Genomic DNA, 15,196 nt, shown 5'->3' with positions numbered 1-15,196 from the left:
TCACTGCTTGCCTGAGATTGATCTTGACCATGGAAAACCCGATCGACGTCCCTCGTCTGCCCCGCAAGCGCCGTAGCCTCGCCCAGGAACTGGTGACGGTGCTGTCCGAGCAGATTCGCGACGGCTTGCTCAAGCGTGGCGACAAGTTACCCACCGAGTCGGCGATCATGGAGGCCCATGGCGTCAGCCGCACCGTGGTCCGTGAAGCGATCTCGCGCCTGCAGGCGGCGGGGCAGGTGGAAACCCGCCACGGGATCGGCACCTTTGTGCTCGACACACCGAGCCCCAGTGGATTTCGCATCGACCCGGCCACCGTGGTCACCCTGCGTGACGTGCTGGCGGTACTGGAGTTGCGCATCAGCCTGGAGGTCGAGTCTGCCGGGTTGGCCGCGCAACGCCGCAGCCCCGAGCAACTGGCCCTGATGCGGGCGGCGCTGGATGCGCTGAATGAAAGCGCCGCCCATGCCGGTGACGCCGTGGCCTCGGACTTCCAGTTCCACCTGCAGATTGCCCTGGCCACCGGCAATCGCTACTTCACCGACATCATGACCCACCTGGGCACCAGCATCATCCCGCGTACCCGTCTCAATTCGGCACGCCTGGCCCACGATGACCACCAGCACTACATGAGCCGCCTGGCCCGTGAGCACGATGAAATCTATGACGCCATCGCGCGCCAGGATTCGGATGCAGCCCGTGCCGCCATGCGCCTGCACCTGACCAACAGCCGGGAGCGGCTGCGCCATGCCCACGAAGAGGCCCAGGCCCAGCGCGGCTAGGCAGCACGGCACGACCCGCAGTGGGCGCAACGCCCACTGTTGCGAGGCCAGCACCGGCATGACCGATGTTGGCCGTAAGACATCCTATAACAGAAAACGCCGGCGCGCTGACTAGCTGCGCCGGGGATGTTTTTTGCTTTTTCATTTATCAGATTTAAATCAATGACTTAGTAATAAATCTAGACCTCCTGAAGGGCTGGCTTGGCCTATGGAGGATGAAATGCAGTTGACGGTTACATTTTAAGTTGTACGATGACATACAACATCAGCATGACGCTGAGCGGCTTTCATCACAACGTGCTACTTAGGGTGTTCGAATAATGAATCCACAAGAACTGAAGTCCATCCTCTCTTCCGGCCTGCTGTCTTTCCCGGTGACTGACTTTAATGCCCAGGGCGACTTCAACCGCGCTGGCTACATCAAGCGCCTGGAATGGCTGGCCCCGTATGGCGCCTCGGCCCTGTTCGCCGCCGGTGGCACCGGCGAGTTTTTCTCCCTGGCCGCCAGCGAATACTCGGAAATCATCAAGACTGCGGTCGACACCTGTGAAACCAGCGTGCCGATCCTGGCGGGCGTCGGTGGTTCCACCCGCCAGGCCATCGAATACGCTCAAGAAGCCGAGCGCCTGGGCGCCAAGGGCTTGTTGCTGCTGCCGCACTACCTGACGGAAGCCAGCCAGGACGGCGTTGCCGCCCACGTTGAAGCCGTGTGCAAATCGGTGAAGATCGGTGTGGTGGTCTACAACCGTAACGTTTGCCGCCTGACCGCGCCGCTGCTCGAGCGCCTGGCCGAACGCTGCCCGAACCTGATCGGCTACAAGGACGGCCTGGGTGATATCGAGTTGATGGTGTCGATCCGTCGCCGCCTCGGTGATCGCTTCAGCTACCTCGGCGGCCTGCCGACCGCAGAAGTCTACGCCGCAGCCTACAAGGCCCTGGGTGTACCGGTGTATTCGTCGGCGGTGTTCAACTTCATCCCGAAAACGGCGATGGACTTCTACCGCGCCGTTGCCCGTGAAGATCACGCCACCGTCGGCAAAATCATCGATGACTTCTTCCTGCCGTACCTGGATATCCGTAACCGCAAGGCCGGTTACGCCGTGAGCATCGTCAAGGCCGGCGCGAAAATCTCCGGGTACGACGCAGGTCCTGTGCGTGCCCCGCTGACCGATCTGCTGCCAGAAGAATACGAAGCCTTGGCCGCCTTGATCGACAAGCAAGGTGCCCAGTAACACATCGATTAAACCAGGCCGCTGAGTAATCAGCGGCCTTTTGCGTAAGGAGATTGCCGTGGCAGACGTAAAACGATTCGACAACTACATCGCTGGCCAATGGGTTGCCGGTGCTGACTATTCAGCCAACATCAACCCCTCGGACCTGTCCGATGTGGTGGGCGAATACGCCAAGGCCGACCTGGCCCAAGTGAACGCCGCCATCGATGCCGCACGCGCTGCATTCCCGGCCTGGTCGACTTCAGGTATCCAGGCCCGCAGCGATGCGCTGGACAAAGTCGGTAGCGAAATCCTCGCGCGTCGCGAAGAACTCGGCACCCTGCTGGCGCGCGAAGAGGGCAAGACCCTGCCCGAGGCCATTGGCGAGGTGTCCCGCGCGGGCAACATCTTCAAGTTTTTTGCCGGTGAATGCCTGCGTCTGTCCGGCGACTACCTGCCGTCCGTCCGCCCGGGGGTCAACGTTGAAGTCACCCGCGAAGCCCTTGGCGTGGTCGGCCTGATCACCCCGTGGAACTTCCCGATTGCCATCCCGGCGTGGAAAATCGCCCCAGCCCTGGCTTATGGCAACTGTGTGGTGCTCAAGCCGGCCGACCTGGTCCCGGGTTGCGCCTGGGCGCTGGCGGAAATCATTGCCCGTGCCGGTTTCCCGGCCGGGGTGTTCAACCTGGTGATGGGCAGCGGTCGTGTGGTGGGCGAGGCGCTGGTCAACAGCCCGAAAGTCGACGGCATCAGCTTTACCGGCTCGGTGGGTGTAGGCCGGCAGATCGCGCTCAACTGTGTTTCGCGCCAGGCCAAGGTGCAGCTGGAAATGGGGGGCAAGAACCCGCAGGTCATTCTCGATGACGCCGACTTGCAGCAGGCGGTCGAGTTGTCGGTGCAGAGCGCGTTCTACTCCACCGGCCAGCGCTGCACGGCTTCGAGCCGGTTGATTGTCACTGCCGGGATTCACGACCGGTTCGTCGCGGCCATGGCTGAGCGGATGCAGTCGATCAAGGTCGGCCACGCGCTGCAGTCCGGCACCGACATGGGCCCGGTGGTGTCCCAGGCCCAGCTTGAACAGGACTTGAAATACATCGACATCGGCCAGTCCGAAGGTGCGCGCCTGGTCAGCGGCGGAGCGCTGGTGACCTGCGACACCGAAGGCTACTTCCTTGCCCCGACGCTGTTTGCCGACAGCGAAGCGGGCATGCGCATCAGCCGTGAAGAAATCTTCGGCCCGGTGGCCAACATCGTGCGGGTCACCGATTACGAGGCGGCGCTGGCCATGGCCAACGACACCGAGTTCGGCTTGTCGGCAGGTATCTGCACCACCTCGCTGAAGCACGCCAACCACTTCAAACGCCACTCCCAGGCTGGGATGGTGATGGTCAACCTGCCGACCGCCGGCGTGGATTACCACGTTCCGTTTGGTGGGCGAAAAGGTTCATCCTATGGATCTCGTGAGCAAGGTCGCTATGCACAAGAGTTTTACACGGTCGTAAAAACTTCTTACATCGGATCGTAACCCGCTGCACCGCGGTATCCGGGTCCACCGGATACCGCACTGACAGATTCACCCGCGCATAAAAATAATCAGTGGCAGTACACGTACAGGCAAGCGACCAAGCCGGGCCACTATCGCCATCGCAGGCTTCAGCCTGCAGAAAGACCACGGCATCGACCCGGTCACCCTCGGTTATATCTTTTCCGCATTCGGTTGTGCCTACGTGGCCGGGCAAATTCCTGGTGGCTGGCTGAAGGTGATCTACAGCCCGCGCCAGCATCCGATGAGCCTGCTCGCGAAGACGCCGAAGTCTTCTGTGGCTTATCATTAGGCCCCTAACGACGCCCTCAAGGTTCACCCGGCATGCTGGCCATCTTTCTCGAAACCCTGAACATCACCGCGCCGGTGTTTGCCATGCTGTTTCTGGGTGTGCTGCTCAAGCGCATCCGCTGGATCGACGACAACTTTATCCACGTCGCTTCGTCGCTGGTGTTCAACGTCACCATGCCGGCGCTGTTGTTCCTCGGGATCCTGCACGCCGACCTGCACGCCGCATTAAAACCGGCGCTGCTGATCTACTTCGCCCTCGCCACCCTGGCCAGCTTTGCCCTGGCCTGGGGCTGGGCGATTGTTCGTTGCCCCCGTGAAGACCGGGGGATCTACACCCAAGGGGCGTTTCGCGGCAACAACGGGGTCATCGGCCTGGCGTTGGCCGCGAGCATGTATGGCGACTACGGCATCTCCCTGGGCGCGATCCTCGCGGCGTTGGTGATCCTGCTCTACAACACCCTGTCGACCATCGTGCTGGCGGTGTACAGCCCGGTGATCAAGTCGGACCCCTGGAGCATCTGCAAAAGTGTGTTCAGCAACCCGCTGATCATCAGCGTGATCAGCGCGGCACCCTTTGCCTACTTCCAGATTGGCTTGCCCGGCTGGCTGGAGACGTCCGGCAGTTACCTGGCGCAGATGACCCTGCCGCTGGCCTTGATCTGCATTGGCGGCACGCTCTCGATGGCAGCGCTGCGCAAAAGCGGAAACATGGCCTTGAGCTCAAGCCTGGTGAAGATGATCGGCCTGCCGGTCCTGGCCACGCTGGGTGCCTGGCTGTGGGGCTTTCGCGGCGCGGAATTGGGGATTTTGTTCCTGTATTTTGGCAGCCCGACCGCCGCCGCCAGTTTTGTCATGGCCCGGGCGGCCAATGGCAATCATGAGCTGGCGGCGGCGATCATTGTCATCACTACCGTGATGGCGGCGGTGACCACTAACGTCGGGATCTTCCTGCTGCAGTGGGGCGGCTGGATCTGAAGCGCAGGTTCACTTCAATGCAGCAGGGTCATTCAGGCTTCTGGTAGCTGTCGATCACTTCCTGCGCGGCGCGGAAGGCTTCCATCACCGCCGGCACGCCGGCGTAGACCGCGCAATGCATCAGGGTTTCGCGAATCTCGTCCACCGTGCAACCGTTGTTCAGCGCCCCGCGTACGTGTCCCTTGAGTTCCTGTGGGCACTTGAGCGAGGTGAGGGCGGCGAGGGTGATCAGGCTGCGGGTTTTCAACTCCAGGCCGCCACGGTTCCACACCGCCCCCCAGGCGTGTTCATTGACGAACTCCTGGAACGGTCGGGTCAGGTCGGTGGCATTGCCCATGGAGCGGTCGACGAAGGCGTCGCCCATGACCTGGCGGCGGACTTCGATACCGGTAGGTTTGCTGGAGTTTGCGGAGTCGGTCATGGCGATTCTCTTTTGTTGTGTTGGCGGCGCCAGGCGCGCACCGATGTGAACAGTAAAAAAGCCAGCAGGGCCGGCAAGACGAAAACCAGCATCAGTTGTTCCAGCTTGCCGGCCAGCGGCATGCCGGTGGTGAACGACACCACATGCAGCCCGTATGCCAGGTACAGGGCAAGGAACAACAGGCCCTCGGCGCGGGTGATGCGGTAGCCGGAATAGAACACGGGCAAGCACAGCAGGGTGACACCGAGCATCACCGGCAGATCGAAATCCAGGGCATTGGGTGAGACCGACAGCGGCGCCGGCGCCACCAGGGCGGTGATCCCCAGGACCCCCAGCAGGTTGAACAGGTTGCCGCCGATCACGTTGCCCACGGCGATGTCTCGCTGGCCGCGCAGCGCGGCAATCAGCGAGGTGGCGAACTGGGGCAGGGAGGTGCTGACGGCGACGATGGTCAGACCAATGATGCGCTCGGACAAGCCCAGTTCACTGGCCAATGCCACCGTCGCGCCGAGCAGCAAGTGGCCGGCGAACACCAGCAGGCCCAGTCCGGCGAGCATCAGCAGGGCGCTGCTCAACCAGGGCGCGCGCGCCGCGTCGGTTGTCGGCCGAGGCGGGCCGCCGGTGGGCCGCGACTGGCGCCACAGCAGACCCAGGTACAGCGCCAGCGCAGCCAGCAGCACACCCCCATCGAGGGCGCTCAGTTGTTCGTTCCAGGCCAGGGCGAGCAGCAGCAGGCTGGCACCGATCAGCAATGGGATGTCGAGGCGTACCAGTTGCCGGGCAACCCGCAAGGGGATGATCAGCGCCGACAGGCCGAGGGTCACCAGGATGTTGAAGATGTTGCTGCCGATCACGCTGCCGACGGCGATGTCGGTGCTGTGTCCGAGGGCGGCTTGCAGGCTCACGGCCATCTGCGGCGCGCTGCTGCCGAACGCGACCATGCTCAGGCCGATGATCAGCGGCCGGACCCTGAGGTGAGCCGCCAGGCGCACGGCCGCGCGCACCAGCAACTCGGCACCGGCGATCAGCAAGAGCAGGGCGCAGAGCAGTTGCAGCACGTTCGGCAGGGGTAATTGGGCTAATCCGGAAATGGTCGCGGCTCCCGGTCAGTTGTTCAAGGCTTGCACGCGAACCCGTGCAGTGCCGCTGCGCAGCATGCCCAGCTTGTCGGCGGCACCGCGTGACACGTCGATCAGGCGGCCACGGATATGGGGGCCGCGGTCATTGATACGGACCACCACACTCTTGTCGTTTTTCAGGTTGGTGACCTTCACCCGTGTGCCGAAGGGCAACCGGCGGTGGGCGGCGGTCATGGCGTACTGGTCAAACGGTTCGCCGCTGGCGGTGCGTTTGCCGTGGTGTTTGGCGCCGTAGTAGGACGCGGTTCCGGTTTCGTCGTAGCCCCGGGGGTCTACGTCGTGGCTGGCACAGCCGGCCAGCAGGGAGAGCAGGGCGCAGGCGCTAAGCAGACGTTTCATTTAAAGGAACCCTGCAACAAGTGTGGGAGCTGCGTCTGCTCGCGATGGCGATTGGGCAGTCAACGCAAGGTTGAATGCCCAATCGCCATCGCGAGCAAGCTCGCTCCCACAGGGAGGGGAGCCAGTTTTGACTGCTGGCTCCATTGTTATCAGCCTTCGAGTTTGCTTTTCAGCAGTTCGTTGACCTGTTGCGGGTTGGCCTTGCCTTTGGAGGCTTTCATGGCCTGGCCGACGAAGAAGCCGAACATCTTGCCGCGTTTGGCTTCGTCTGCCGCGCGGTACTGTTCAACCTGCTCGGCATTGGCCGCGAGCATTTCATCGAGCACGGCCGAGATCGCGCCGCTGTCGGTGACTTGCTTGAGGCCGCGCTTGTCGATGATCTCGTCGCTGCTGCCTTCACCGTTGGCCATGGCTTCGAACACAGTCTTGGCGATCTTGCCGGAGATGGTGTTGTCCTTGATCCGCAACAGCATGCCGCCCAGTTGCTCGGCCGATACCGGTGCTGCGTCGATTTCCAGGCCTTGCTTGTTCAGCAGGCTGCCCAGTTCAACCATGACCCAGTTGGCCGCCAGTTTGGCGTCTCCGGCAATGCTCACCACTTTTTCGAAGTAGTCGGCTTGTTCGCGGCTCGACGCCAGGACGCTGGCATCGTAGACCGACAGGCCGAACTGCTCCTGGAAGCGCTCGCGTTTTTGCGGCGGCAATTCAGGCAGGGTGGCGCGGATATCGTTGAGGTACGCGTCCTCGAGCACCACCGGCAACAGGTCCGGATCGGGGAAGTAACGGTAGTCGTTGGCTTCCTCTTTGCTGCGCATGGCGCGGGTTTCGTCTTTGTTCGGATCGTACAGGCGCGTCTGCTGGATCACCTTGCCGCCGTCTTCGATCAGTTCGATCTGGCGACGCACTTCGGTGTTGATCGCCTTCTCGATGAAACGGAACGAGTTGACGTTCTTGATCTCGCAGCGGGTGCCGTACTCGACCTGGCCTTTGGGCCGCACCGACACGTTGCAGTCGCAACGCAGCGAGCCTTCGGCCATGTTGCCGTCGCAGATGCCCAGGTAACGGACCAGCGCATGGATCGTCTTGACGTAGGCCACGGCTTCCTTGGCGCTGCGCATGTCCGGCTCGGAAACGATCTCCAGCAGCGGGGTGCCGGCACGGTTCAGGTCGATGCCGGTGGCACCGTTGAATTCTTCGTGCAGGCTCTTGCCAGCATCTTCTTCCAGGTGCGCGCGGGTCACGCCGACACGTTTGATGGTGCCGTCTTCCAGAGGGATATCCAGGTAGCCCTTGCCGACGATCGGCAACTCCATCTGGCTGATCTGGTAGCCCTTGGGCAGGTCCGGGTAGAAGTAGTTCTTGCGGGCGAACACGCTGTGCTGGCCGATTTCGGCGTCAATCGCCAGGCCGAACATCACCGCCATGCGCACCGCTTCCTGGTTCAGCACCGGCAGTACGCCGGGCATGCCCAGGTCTACCAGGCTGGCCTGGGTGTTCGGTTCGGAACCGAAGGTGGTGGCGCTGCCGGAGAAAATCTTCGATTGGGTGGCGAGCTGGGTATGAATCTCCAGCCCGATCACAACTTCCCATTGCATGTGTTTCTCCTCAGAAGCCTGTCGGGGTGCGGGTGTGCCAGTCAGTGTTCAACTGATACTGGTGCGCAACGTTGAGCAAGCGGCCTTCCTGGAAATACGGGGCGAGCAGTTGCACGCCGACCGGCAAGCCATCGACAAAACCGGCGGGCATCGACAGGCCAGGCAGGCCCGCGAGGTTGGCGGTGATGGTGTAGACGTCTTCCAGGTACGCAGCGACCGGGTCGCTGTTCTTGGCGCCGAGTTTCCAGGCCGGGTTGGGCGTGGTGGGGCCGAGGATGATGTCGACCTCATTGAAGGCGGCCATGAAGTCGTTCTTGACCAGGCGACGGATCTTTTGCGCCTTCAGGTAGTAGGCGTCGTAGTAACCGGCGGACAGGGCATAGGCACCGACCATGATCCGGCGCTGGACTTCGGCACCAAAACCTTCGCCGCGCGAACGTTTGTACAGGTCGGTCAGGTCTTTCGGGTCTTCGCAGCGGTAGCCGAACCGCACGCCGTCGAAACGCGACAGGTTGGACGAGGCTTCGGCGGGGGCGATCACGTAGTACGCCGCAATGGCGGGCTGCATGTTCGGCAGGCTGATTTCCTTGACCACTGCGCCGAGCTTTTGCAGCTCCTTGACGCTGTTGTGGATCAGTTCGGCGATGCGCGGGTCGAGACCTTCGCTGAAGTACTCCTTCGGCACGCCGATGCGCAGGCCCTGCAGCGAGCCGTTGAGGCTGGCGCTGTAGTCCGGCACGGGTTCGTCGATGCTGGTGGAGTCGTTCGCATCGAAGCCGGCCATACCTTGCAACAAAATTGCGCAGTCTTCAGCGGTGCGGGCCAACGGGCCACCCTGATCGAGGCTGGAGGCGTAGGCGATCATGCCCCAGCGCGAAACACGACCGTACGTCGGCTTCAGCCCGGTGAGGTTGGTGAAGGCTGCCGGCTGTCGGATAGATCCACCGGTGTCGGTGGCGGTGGCCGCTGGCAGCAGGCGGGCGGCAACGGCGGCGGCCGAACCACCGGAAGAGCCGCCTGGCACGTGCTCCAGGTTCCACGGGTTCTTCACGGCGCCGTAGTAGCTCGACTCGTTGGCCGAGCCCATGGCGAATTCGTCCATGTTGGTCTTGCCCAGGGTCACGGCGCCGGCGGCGGCCAGCTTGGCGACCACGGTGGCGTCGTACGGGGCCTTGAAGTTGTCGAGCATCTTCGAGCCGCAGCTGGTGCGGATACCCTGGGTGCAGAACAGGTCCTTGTGGGCGATCGGCGCGCCCAACAAGGCCCCGGTCTCACCCTTGGCGCGGCGTGCGTCGGCGGCTTGCGCCTGCTGCAGCGCCAGCTCTTCGGTGAGGCTGATGAAACTGTTGAGCTGCGGGTCCAGTTGGGCGATACGCGCCAGCAGGACACGGGTCAGCTCTTCGGAGGAAAACTTCTTGTCGGCGAGTCCGCGGGCGATCTCGGCCAGAGTCAATTGATGCATTGCAGGCTCTTTCCCTTTAGTCGATGACTTTCGGAACCAGGTACAGGCCGTTTTCGACCGCTGGTGCGATGGACTGATAGGCCTCGCGGTGATTGGACTCGGTGACAACGTCTGCACGCAGGCGCTGGCTGGCTTCCAGGGGGTGGGCCAGCGGTTCGATACCGTCGGTATCGACCGCCTGCATTTCGTCGACCAGCCCGAGAATGCTGTTCAGGGCCGAAGTGATATGTGGAAGATCGGCTTCATTGAGGCCAAGACAGGCCAAATGAGCGATTTTTTCCACGTCGGAGCGTTCAAGCGCCATGGGATTCTCCAGTGGAAAACAAAACGGAGGTCGTCCGTGTGTTAGATTGTCGGAACACTACCGCATTTCTACGGTCATAAGGCCGCGATTGTGGGGGTTGGTGCACGGAAAAGCTGCCAATTTAACATATTGGCGCCTTGCCCAAAATCCCTGTCGTTGTTAGAGTTTGCCGCACTTTTTTACCCACGCGTTGCCTAGGGTCCCTTCCCCATGTTCAAGAAACTGCGTGGCATGTTTTCCAGCGATCTTTCCATTGACCTGGGCACTGCCAACACCCTTATTTACGTGCGCGAGCGCGGTATCGTCCTGAATGAGCCATCGGTTGTGGCCATTCGGACGCACGGTAACCAGAAAAGTGTTGTTGCTGTCGGCACCGAGGCCAAGCGCATGCTGGGTCGTACGCCGGGCAACATTGCTGCCATTCGTCCGATGAAAGACGGCGTAATCGCCGACTTCAGCGTCTGCGAAAAGATGCTGCAGTACTTTATCAACAAGGTTCACGAAAACAGCTTTTTGCAGCCAAGTCCTCGTGTGTTGATCTGCGTTCCTTGCAAATCCACCCAGGTTGAGCGTCGTGCCATCCGTGAGTCGGCCCTGGGGGCTGGTGCCCGTGAAGTATTCCTGATCGAAGAGCCAATGGCGGCTGCGATCGGTGCCGGCCTGCCGGTTGAAGAAGCGCGCGGTTCGATGGTGGTCGATATCGGTGGCGGTACCACTGAAATCGCGCTGATCTCCCTCAATGGTGTGGTCTACGCCGAATCCGTACGGGTTGGTGGCGACCGCTTCGACGAAGCCATCATCACCTACGTGCGCCGCAACTACGGCAGCCTGATCGGTGAATCCACCGCTGAGCGCATCAAGCAGGAAATCGGGACTGCCTACCCGGGCGGTGAAGTACGCGAAGTCGATGTTCGCGGCCGTAACCTGGCTGAAGGCGTTCCACGTGCCTTTACCCTGAACTCCAATGAAGTGCTCGAAGCCCTGCAAGAGTCCCTGGCGACTATCGTGCAGGCGGTCAAGAGCGCGCTGGAGCAATCGCCGCCAGAGCTGGCGTCCGATATCGCCGAGCGTGGCCTGGTGCTGACCGGTGGTGGCGCCTTGCTGCGTGACCTCGACAAGCTGCTGGCCCAGGAAACCGGCCTGCCGGTGATCGTCGCCGAAGACCCGCTGACCTGTGTTGCTCGCGGCGGTGGCCGTGCATTGGAAATGATGGATAAGCACACCATGGATCTGCTCTCCAGCGAGTAAGTTCGCCGGACGCCTCTATGCTGTTCACGCACAGGCAGCACTTTGCAGTGCTGCCTGTTGGCGTTTATCTTCTGTCAGTCTGCATCCAGGCCGGTTTGATGCCGTATGAATAAACAGAACATTTGCCTGGGAGGAGCGGCTTATTAAACCGCTTTTCACCAAGGGCCCCTCATTGGGCGTGCGCTTTCTGGTGCTGGCTGTGCTATCGGTCGCCTTGATGGTGGTGGATGCCCGTTTTGACGTTCTCAAGCCTGCGCGCAGTCAGATGTCGCGGGTCTTGATGGACGCCTATTGGGTCACCGACCTGCCTGAGCGTTTATGGCAAGGCGTGAGCAGTCAGTTTGGCAGCCGCACCGAGCTGGTCGCCGAAAACGAGAAACTCAAGACCGAAAACCTGCTGTTGCAGGGGCGCATGCAGAAGCTGGCGGCCCTGACCGAGCAGAACGTTCGGCTGCGCGAGTTGCTCAACTCCTCCGCACTGGTCAATGAAAAGGTCGAAGTGGCCGAGTTGATCGGCGTCGACCCCAACCCGTTCACCCATCGCATCATCATTAACAAAGGTGAGCGTGACGGCGTGGTGCTGGGGCAGCCAGTGCTCGATGCCCGGGGCCTGATGGGCCAGGTGGTGGAGCTGATGCCCTACACCTCGCGGGTGTTGCTGCTGACCGACACCACCCACAGCATTCCGGTGCAGGTCAACCGTAACGGCTTGCGCGCCATCGCCAGCGGTACCGGCAACCCAGAGCGTCTGGAGTTGCGGCACGTGGCGGACACCGCGGACATCAAGGAAGGCGACCTGCTGGTCAGCTCTGGCCTGGGCCAGCGTTTCCCGGCGGGCTACCCGGTGGCCACGGTCAAGGAAGTGATCCACGACTCGGGCCAGCCGTTCGCCATTGTGCGGGCCGTGCCGACGGCGGCGCTCAATCGCAGCCGCTACATGCTGCTGGTCTTCAGCGACGGTCGTACCCCGGAAGAGCGTGCCAACGAAGCCGCGCAAGCCCAGGATGTGCAGGATCAGCATGCCGGCAGTGCCGTCGTCGTACCGGCGCCAGCACCTGCGGCTGCACCGCCGGTGGCGGCACCCGCGGCACCGGTCGCAGCTCCCGTGACTGCGCCCAAGCCAGTCGCCCCCAAGCCGCCCGCGGCCACACCCGCAGCCACGACCCGGGGTAGAGAATAATGACCAGTACCCGCTCCCGTAATGGCTGGATCATCTGGCTGACATTCGCCATCGGCTTGCTGCTCAGCGTCGTGCCCTTTCCCCATGTCGAGATCTTGCGTCCGATGTTCCTCGCCTTGCCACTGGCCTACTGGGCCTTGGAAATGCCGCAGAAAGTCGGGATGCTCAGTGCCTTCTGCCTGGGGATCGCCCAGGACGTACTGTTTGGCACGTTGCTGGGGCACAACGCGTTGATCCTGACCCTGATCACCTTTTTGATCCTGACCCTGCAACAGCGGGTGCGGATGTTCCCGATGTGGCAGCAGAGCCTGGTGATCATGGTGATCCTGGGGCTCGCGCAGTTACTGCAACTGTGGCTCAGCGCCCTGACCGGTAACCGGCAGACGCTGGCGGTGCTCTTGCCGGCGTTGATCAGCGCGTTGCTCTGGCCCTGGGTCAGCTTCGGATTGCGTGGGTTGAGCCGCCGCTTCAAAATCAATTAATTCGGTCAGGCATTTGCCCGCACCTCGACAGGGAGATGTCTTGATGATTGCGCTCTACCTTGCCTCAGGTTCGCCACGCCGCCGTGAGCTGCTGACGCAGATCGGCGTGCCGTTTACCGCCATCAGCGCGGACATCGATGAAACCCCTCTGACTGACGAGTCCCCTGCGGCCTATGTCGAGCGCCTGGCGCGCGGCAAGGCCCGGGCGGGTTACGCCGCGCTCACGGTCGAGCAATCTGCCGGCCCGGCATGTGTGCTGGGTGCCGACACCGCCGTGGTGCTCGATGGCCGGATTCTTGGCAAACCACGGGATCAAGCCGAGGCGCAGGCGATGTTGCTGGGCCTGGCCGGGCGCGAGCATGAAGTGCTGACCGCCATTGCCCTGCTCGATGGCCAGCGTTGCGAGTCGCGCGTGGTGCGCAGCCTGGTGCGCTTTCGTCCCATCGACCAGGCCGAGGCCAGCGCCTACTGGGCCAGCGGCGAACCCCTGGACAAGGCTGGTGGCTACGGTATTCAAGGGCTCGGGGCGGTCTTCGTCAGCGGGCTCAATGGCAGCTACTCCGCCGTGGTTGGCCTGCCCCTGTGCGAAACCTGCGAGCTGCTCGGCCATTTCGGCATACCCTGTTGGCAAACCCTTATCGCGCGCTCTGCGCCGTACTGACTTGATGCGGCCATAATCGTGAACATGCCTGAACGAGATCCTGCCATGAGTGAAGAGATTCTGATCAACATCACGCCGATGGAATCCCGCGTGGCGGTGGTCGAAAACGGTGTCCTGCAAGAGGTGCACGTCGAGCGTACCCAGAAGCGCGGCATCGTCGGCAACATTTACAAAGGCAAGGTCGTGCGGGTTCTGCCGGGGATGCAGGCGGCGTTCGTCGATATCGGGTTGGATCGCGCCGCGTTCATCCACGCCTCGGAAATCTCCCTGCGCGAGGGGCCGGCGGTCGAGAGCATCAGCGCCCTGGTGCATGAAGGCCAGAGCCTGGTGGTGCAGGTCACCAAGGACCCGATCGGCTCCAAAGGTGCACGCCTGACCACCCAACTGTCGATTCCTTCGCGCTACCTGGTGTACATGCCGCGCACCGCCCATGTCGGTATTTCGCTGAAGATCGAGGACGAAGCCGAGCGCGAGCGCCTCAAGCAGGTGGTCACCGATTGCGTGGCCAAGGAAGGCATCAAGGAAGCCGGCGGCTTCATCCTGCGCACCGCTGCCGAAGGCGCGGGTGGCGACGAGATCCTCATGGATATCCGCTACCTGCGGCGCCTGTGGGACCAGATCGGCGCGCAGATCAAGACCGTCGGTGCGCCTAACGTGATCTACGAAGACCTCGGCCTGGCCCTGCGTACCCTGCGCGACCTGGTCAGCCCGAAGATCGAGAAGATCCGCATCGACTCGCGGGAAACCTTCCAGAAGACCACGCAGTTCGTCGCCGAATTGATGCCGGAAATTGCCGACCGCCTCGAGCACTACCCCGGCGAGCGGCCGATCTTTGACCTGTATGGCGTCGAAGACGAAATCCAGAAAGCCCTGGAGCGCAAGGTGCCGCTCAAGTCCGGCGGCTACCTGGTGGTCGACCCGGCAGAGGCGATGAGCACCATCGACGTCAACACCGGTGCATTCGTCGGGCACCGCAACCTCGAAGAGACTATCTTCAAGACTAACCTGGAAGCGGCGACCGCGATTGCCCGGCAACTGCGCCTGCGCAACCTGGGCGGGATCATCATCATCGACTTCATCGACATGGAAGATGAAGAGCACCAGCGCCAGGTGCTGCGCACGCTGGAGAAGCAACTGGAGCGTGATCACGCCAAGACCAACATCATCGGGATCACCGAGTTGGGCCTGGTGCAGATGACGCGCAAGCGCACCCGTGAAAGCCTCGAGCAGGTCCTGTGCGAGCCCTGCAGCAGTTGCCAGGGCCGGGGCAAGCTCAAGACGCCAGAAACCGTGTGCTATGAGATCTTCCGCGAGATCCTGCGCGAAGCCCGGGCCTATCAGGCCGAAGGTTATCGGGTGCTGGCCAACCAGAAAGTGGTCGACCGGCTGCTGGACGAAGAGTCGGGCAACGTCGCCGAGCTGGAAGGGTTTATCGGGCGCACCATCCGGTTCCAGGTAGAGACCATGTACTCCCAGGAACAATACGACGTGGTGTTGCTCTGAATCGCTGCGTAGTGCGGCTGATGGCAGGTCTGCACTCGCGAAACCTGTTTTCCATGGGAACCC

General features: G+C 62.2%; 15 protein-coding genes and 1 pseudogene. 10 read left to right on the top strand and 6 right to left on the bottom strand.

Features of this window, described 5'->3' with window-relative positions; translation table 11 throughout:
* Window positions 1-29 precede the first annotated feature (29 nt).
* The 5 genes and pseudogenes from AACY45_RS12520 (at window position 30) to AACY45_RS12500 (ending at window position 4,799) form a co-directional block, all read left to right on the top strand.
* Window positions 30-779, top strand: a complete 750-nt coding sequence (locus AACY45_RS12520; protein ID WP_095169322.1) for a FadR/GntR family transcriptional regulator — start codon at window positions 30-32, stop codon at window positions 777-779.
* 320 nt (window positions 780-1,099) lie between these two features.
* Entirely contained in the window at window positions 1,100-2,011 is a 912-nt protein-coding gene (kdgD, locus tag AACY45_RS12515) for a 5-dehydro-4-deoxyglucarate dehydratase (protein ID WP_339545764.1), read from the top strand.
* A gap of 58 nt (window positions 2,012-2,069) precedes the next feature.
* Complete coding sequence (locus AACY45_RS12510; RefSeq protein WP_339545763.1) at window positions 2,070-3,515, top strand: aldehyde dehydrogenase family protein; 1,446 nt, start codon at window positions 2,070-2,072, stop codon at window positions 3,513-3,515.
* 46 nt (window positions 3,516-3,561) lie between these two features.
* Window positions 3,562-3,747, top strand: a pseudogene (locus AACY45_RS12505) (hypothetical protein); the annotation flags it as partial.
* A gap of 110 nt (window positions 3,748-3,857) precedes the next feature.
* A complete protein-coding gene (locus AACY45_RS12500; protein WP_339545762.1) occupies window positions 3,858-4,799 on the top strand; it encodes an AEC family transporter in 942 nt (313 codons plus the stop codon).
* 28 nt (window positions 4,800-4,827) lie between these two features.
* Here AACY45_RS12500 and AACY45_RS12495 read toward each other — a convergent pair whose 3' ends face one another.
* The 6 genes from AACY45_RS12495 to gatC form a co-directional block, all read right to left on the bottom strand.
* Window positions 4,828-5,220 carry a carboxymuconolactone decarboxylase family protein gene (locus tag AACY45_RS12495; protein ID WP_339545761.1) on the bottom strand — a complete coding sequence of 131 codons (393 nt, stop codon included), beginning with the start codon at window positions 5,218-5,220 and terminating at the stop codon, window positions 4,828-4,830.
* Window positions 5,217-6,278 (bottom strand): calcium/sodium antiporter, encoded by a 1,062-nt coding sequence (locus AACY45_RS12490; protein ID WP_339545760.1) that lies wholly within the window; start codon window positions 6,276-6,278, stop codon window positions 5,217-5,219. The genes AACY45_RS12495 and AACY45_RS12490 overlap by 4 nt, the downstream gene beginning before the upstream one ends.
* Before the next feature lie 48 nt (window positions 6,279-6,326).
* Window positions 6,327-6,698 carry a septal ring lytic transglycosylase RlpA family protein gene (locus AACY45_RS12485; protein ID WP_339545759.1) on the bottom strand — a complete coding sequence of 124 codons (372 nt, stop codon included), beginning with the start codon at window positions 6,696-6,698 and terminating at the stop codon, window positions 6,327-6,329.
* 149 nt (window positions 6,699-6,847) lie between these two features.
* Window positions 6,848-8,293 (bottom strand): Asp-tRNA(Asn)/Glu-tRNA(Gln) amidotransferase subunit GatB, encoded by a 1,446-nt coding sequence (gene gatB, locus AACY45_RS12480; protein ID WP_339545758.1) that lies wholly within the window; start codon window positions 8,291-8,293, stop codon window positions 6,848-6,850.
* Window positions 8,294-8,303: 10 nt separating this feature from the next.
* Window positions 8,304-9,755 (bottom strand): Asp-tRNA(Asn)/Glu-tRNA(Gln) amidotransferase subunit GatA, encoded by a 1,452-nt coding sequence (gene gatA / locus AACY45_RS12475; RefSeq protein WP_339545757.1) that lies wholly within the window; start codon window positions 9,753-9,755, stop codon window positions 8,304-8,306.
* A gap of 16 nt (window positions 9,756-9,771) precedes the next feature.
* Entirely contained in the window at window positions 9,772-10,059 is a 288-nt protein-coding gene (gene gatC / locus AACY45_RS12470) for an Asp-tRNA(Asn)/Glu-tRNA(Gln) amidotransferase subunit GatC (RefSeq protein ID WP_020297123.1), read from the bottom strand.
* 210 nt (window positions 10,060-10,269) lie between these two features.
* Between gatC and mreB the strand changes: the two genes are divergently transcribed.
* The 5 genes from mreB to rng all read left to right on the top strand — a co-directional run bounded on the left by mreB (window position 10,270) and on the right by rng (window position 15,133).
* Complete coding sequence (mreB, locus tag AACY45_RS12465) at window positions 10,270-11,307, top strand: rod shape-determining protein MreB (RefSeq protein WP_002555108.1); 1,038 nt, start codon at window positions 10,270-10,272, stop codon at window positions 11,305-11,307.
* A gap of 142 nt (window positions 11,308-11,449) precedes the next feature.
* Window positions 11,450-12,487, top strand: a complete 1,038-nt coding sequence (gene mreC / locus AACY45_RS12460; RefSeq protein ID WP_339545775.1) for a rod shape-determining protein MreC — start codon at window positions 11,450-11,452, stop codon at window positions 12,485-12,487.
* Window positions 12,487-12,969, top strand: a complete 483-nt coding sequence (gene mreD, locus AACY45_RS12455) for a rod shape-determining protein MreD (protein ID WP_339545756.1) — start codon at window positions 12,487-12,489, stop codon at window positions 12,967-12,969. The genes mreC and mreD overlap by 1 nt, the downstream gene beginning before the upstream one ends.
* Window positions 12,970-13,012: 43 nt before the next feature.
* Window positions 13,013-13,630 carry a Maf family protein gene (locus AACY45_RS12450; protein WP_339545755.1) on the top strand — a complete coding sequence of 206 codons (618 nt, stop codon included), beginning with the start codon at window positions 13,013-13,015 and terminating at the stop codon, window positions 13,628-13,630.
* Between the two features lie 45 nt (window positions 13,631-13,675).
* Window positions 13,676-15,133 carry a ribonuclease G gene (gene rng / locus AACY45_RS12445; RefSeq protein ID WP_095169337.1) on the top strand — a complete coding sequence of 486 codons (1,458 nt, stop codon included), beginning with the start codon at window positions 13,676-13,678 and terminating at the stop codon, window positions 15,131-15,133.
* Window positions 15,134-15,196 lie beyond the last annotated feature (63 nt).

The sequence above is a fragment of the Pseudomonas sp. RA_35y_Pfl2_P32 genome, assembly GCF_963970735.1.
Taxonomy (GTDB): Bacteria; Pseudomonadota; Gammaproteobacteria; order Pseudomonadales; family Pseudomonadaceae; genus Aquipseudomonas.
The sequence above is the reverse complement of the archived record's forward strand: the minus strand, read 5'-3'. Positions and strand labels throughout refer to the sequence as shown.

Coding starts and splice junctions, on each gene's coding strand:
- AACY45_RS12520 (WP_095169322.1), top strand. CDS start 30: ATGGAAAACCCGATCGACGTCCCTCGTCTGCCCCGCAAGCGCCGTAGC.
- kdgD (WP_339545764.1), top strand. CDS start 1,100: ATGAATCCACAAGAACTGAAGTCCATCCTCTCTTCCGGCCTGCTGTCT.
- AACY45_RS12500 (WP_339545762.1), top strand. CDS start 3,858: ATGCTGGCCATCTTTCTCGAAACCCTGAACATCACCGCGCCGGTGTTT.
- AACY45_RS12495 (WP_339545761.1), bottom strand. CDS start 5,220: ATGACCGACTCCGCAAACTCCAGCAAACCTACCGGTATCGAAGTCCGC.
- AACY45_RS12485 (WP_339545759.1), bottom strand. CDS start 6,698: ATGAAACGTCTGCTTAGCGCCTGCGCCCTGCTCTCCCTGCTGGCCGGC.
- gatB (WP_339545758.1), bottom strand. CDS start 8,293: ATGCAATGGGAAGTTGTGATCGGGCTGGAGATTCATACCCAGCTCGCC.
- gatA (WP_339545757.1), bottom strand. CDS start 9,755: ATGCATCAATTGACTCTGGCCGAGATCGCCCGCGGACTCGCCGACAAG.
- gatC (WP_020297123.1), bottom strand. CDS start 10,059: ATGGCGCTTGAACGCTCCGACGTGGAAAAAATCGCTCATTTGGCCTGT.
- mreB (WP_002555108.1), top strand. CDS start 10,270: ATGTTCAAGAAACTGCGTGGCATGTTTTCCAGCGATCTTTCCATTGAC.
- mreD (WP_339545756.1), top strand. CDS start 12,487: ATGACCAGTACCCGCTCCCGTAATGGCTGGATCATCTGGCTGACATTC.
- AACY45_RS12450 (WP_339545755.1), top strand. CDS start 13,013: ATGATTGCGCTCTACCTTGCCTCAGGTTCGCCACGCCGCCGTGAGCTG.
- rng (WP_095169337.1), top strand. CDS start 13,676: ATGAGTGAAGAGATTCTGATCAACATCACGCCGATGGAATCCCGCGTG.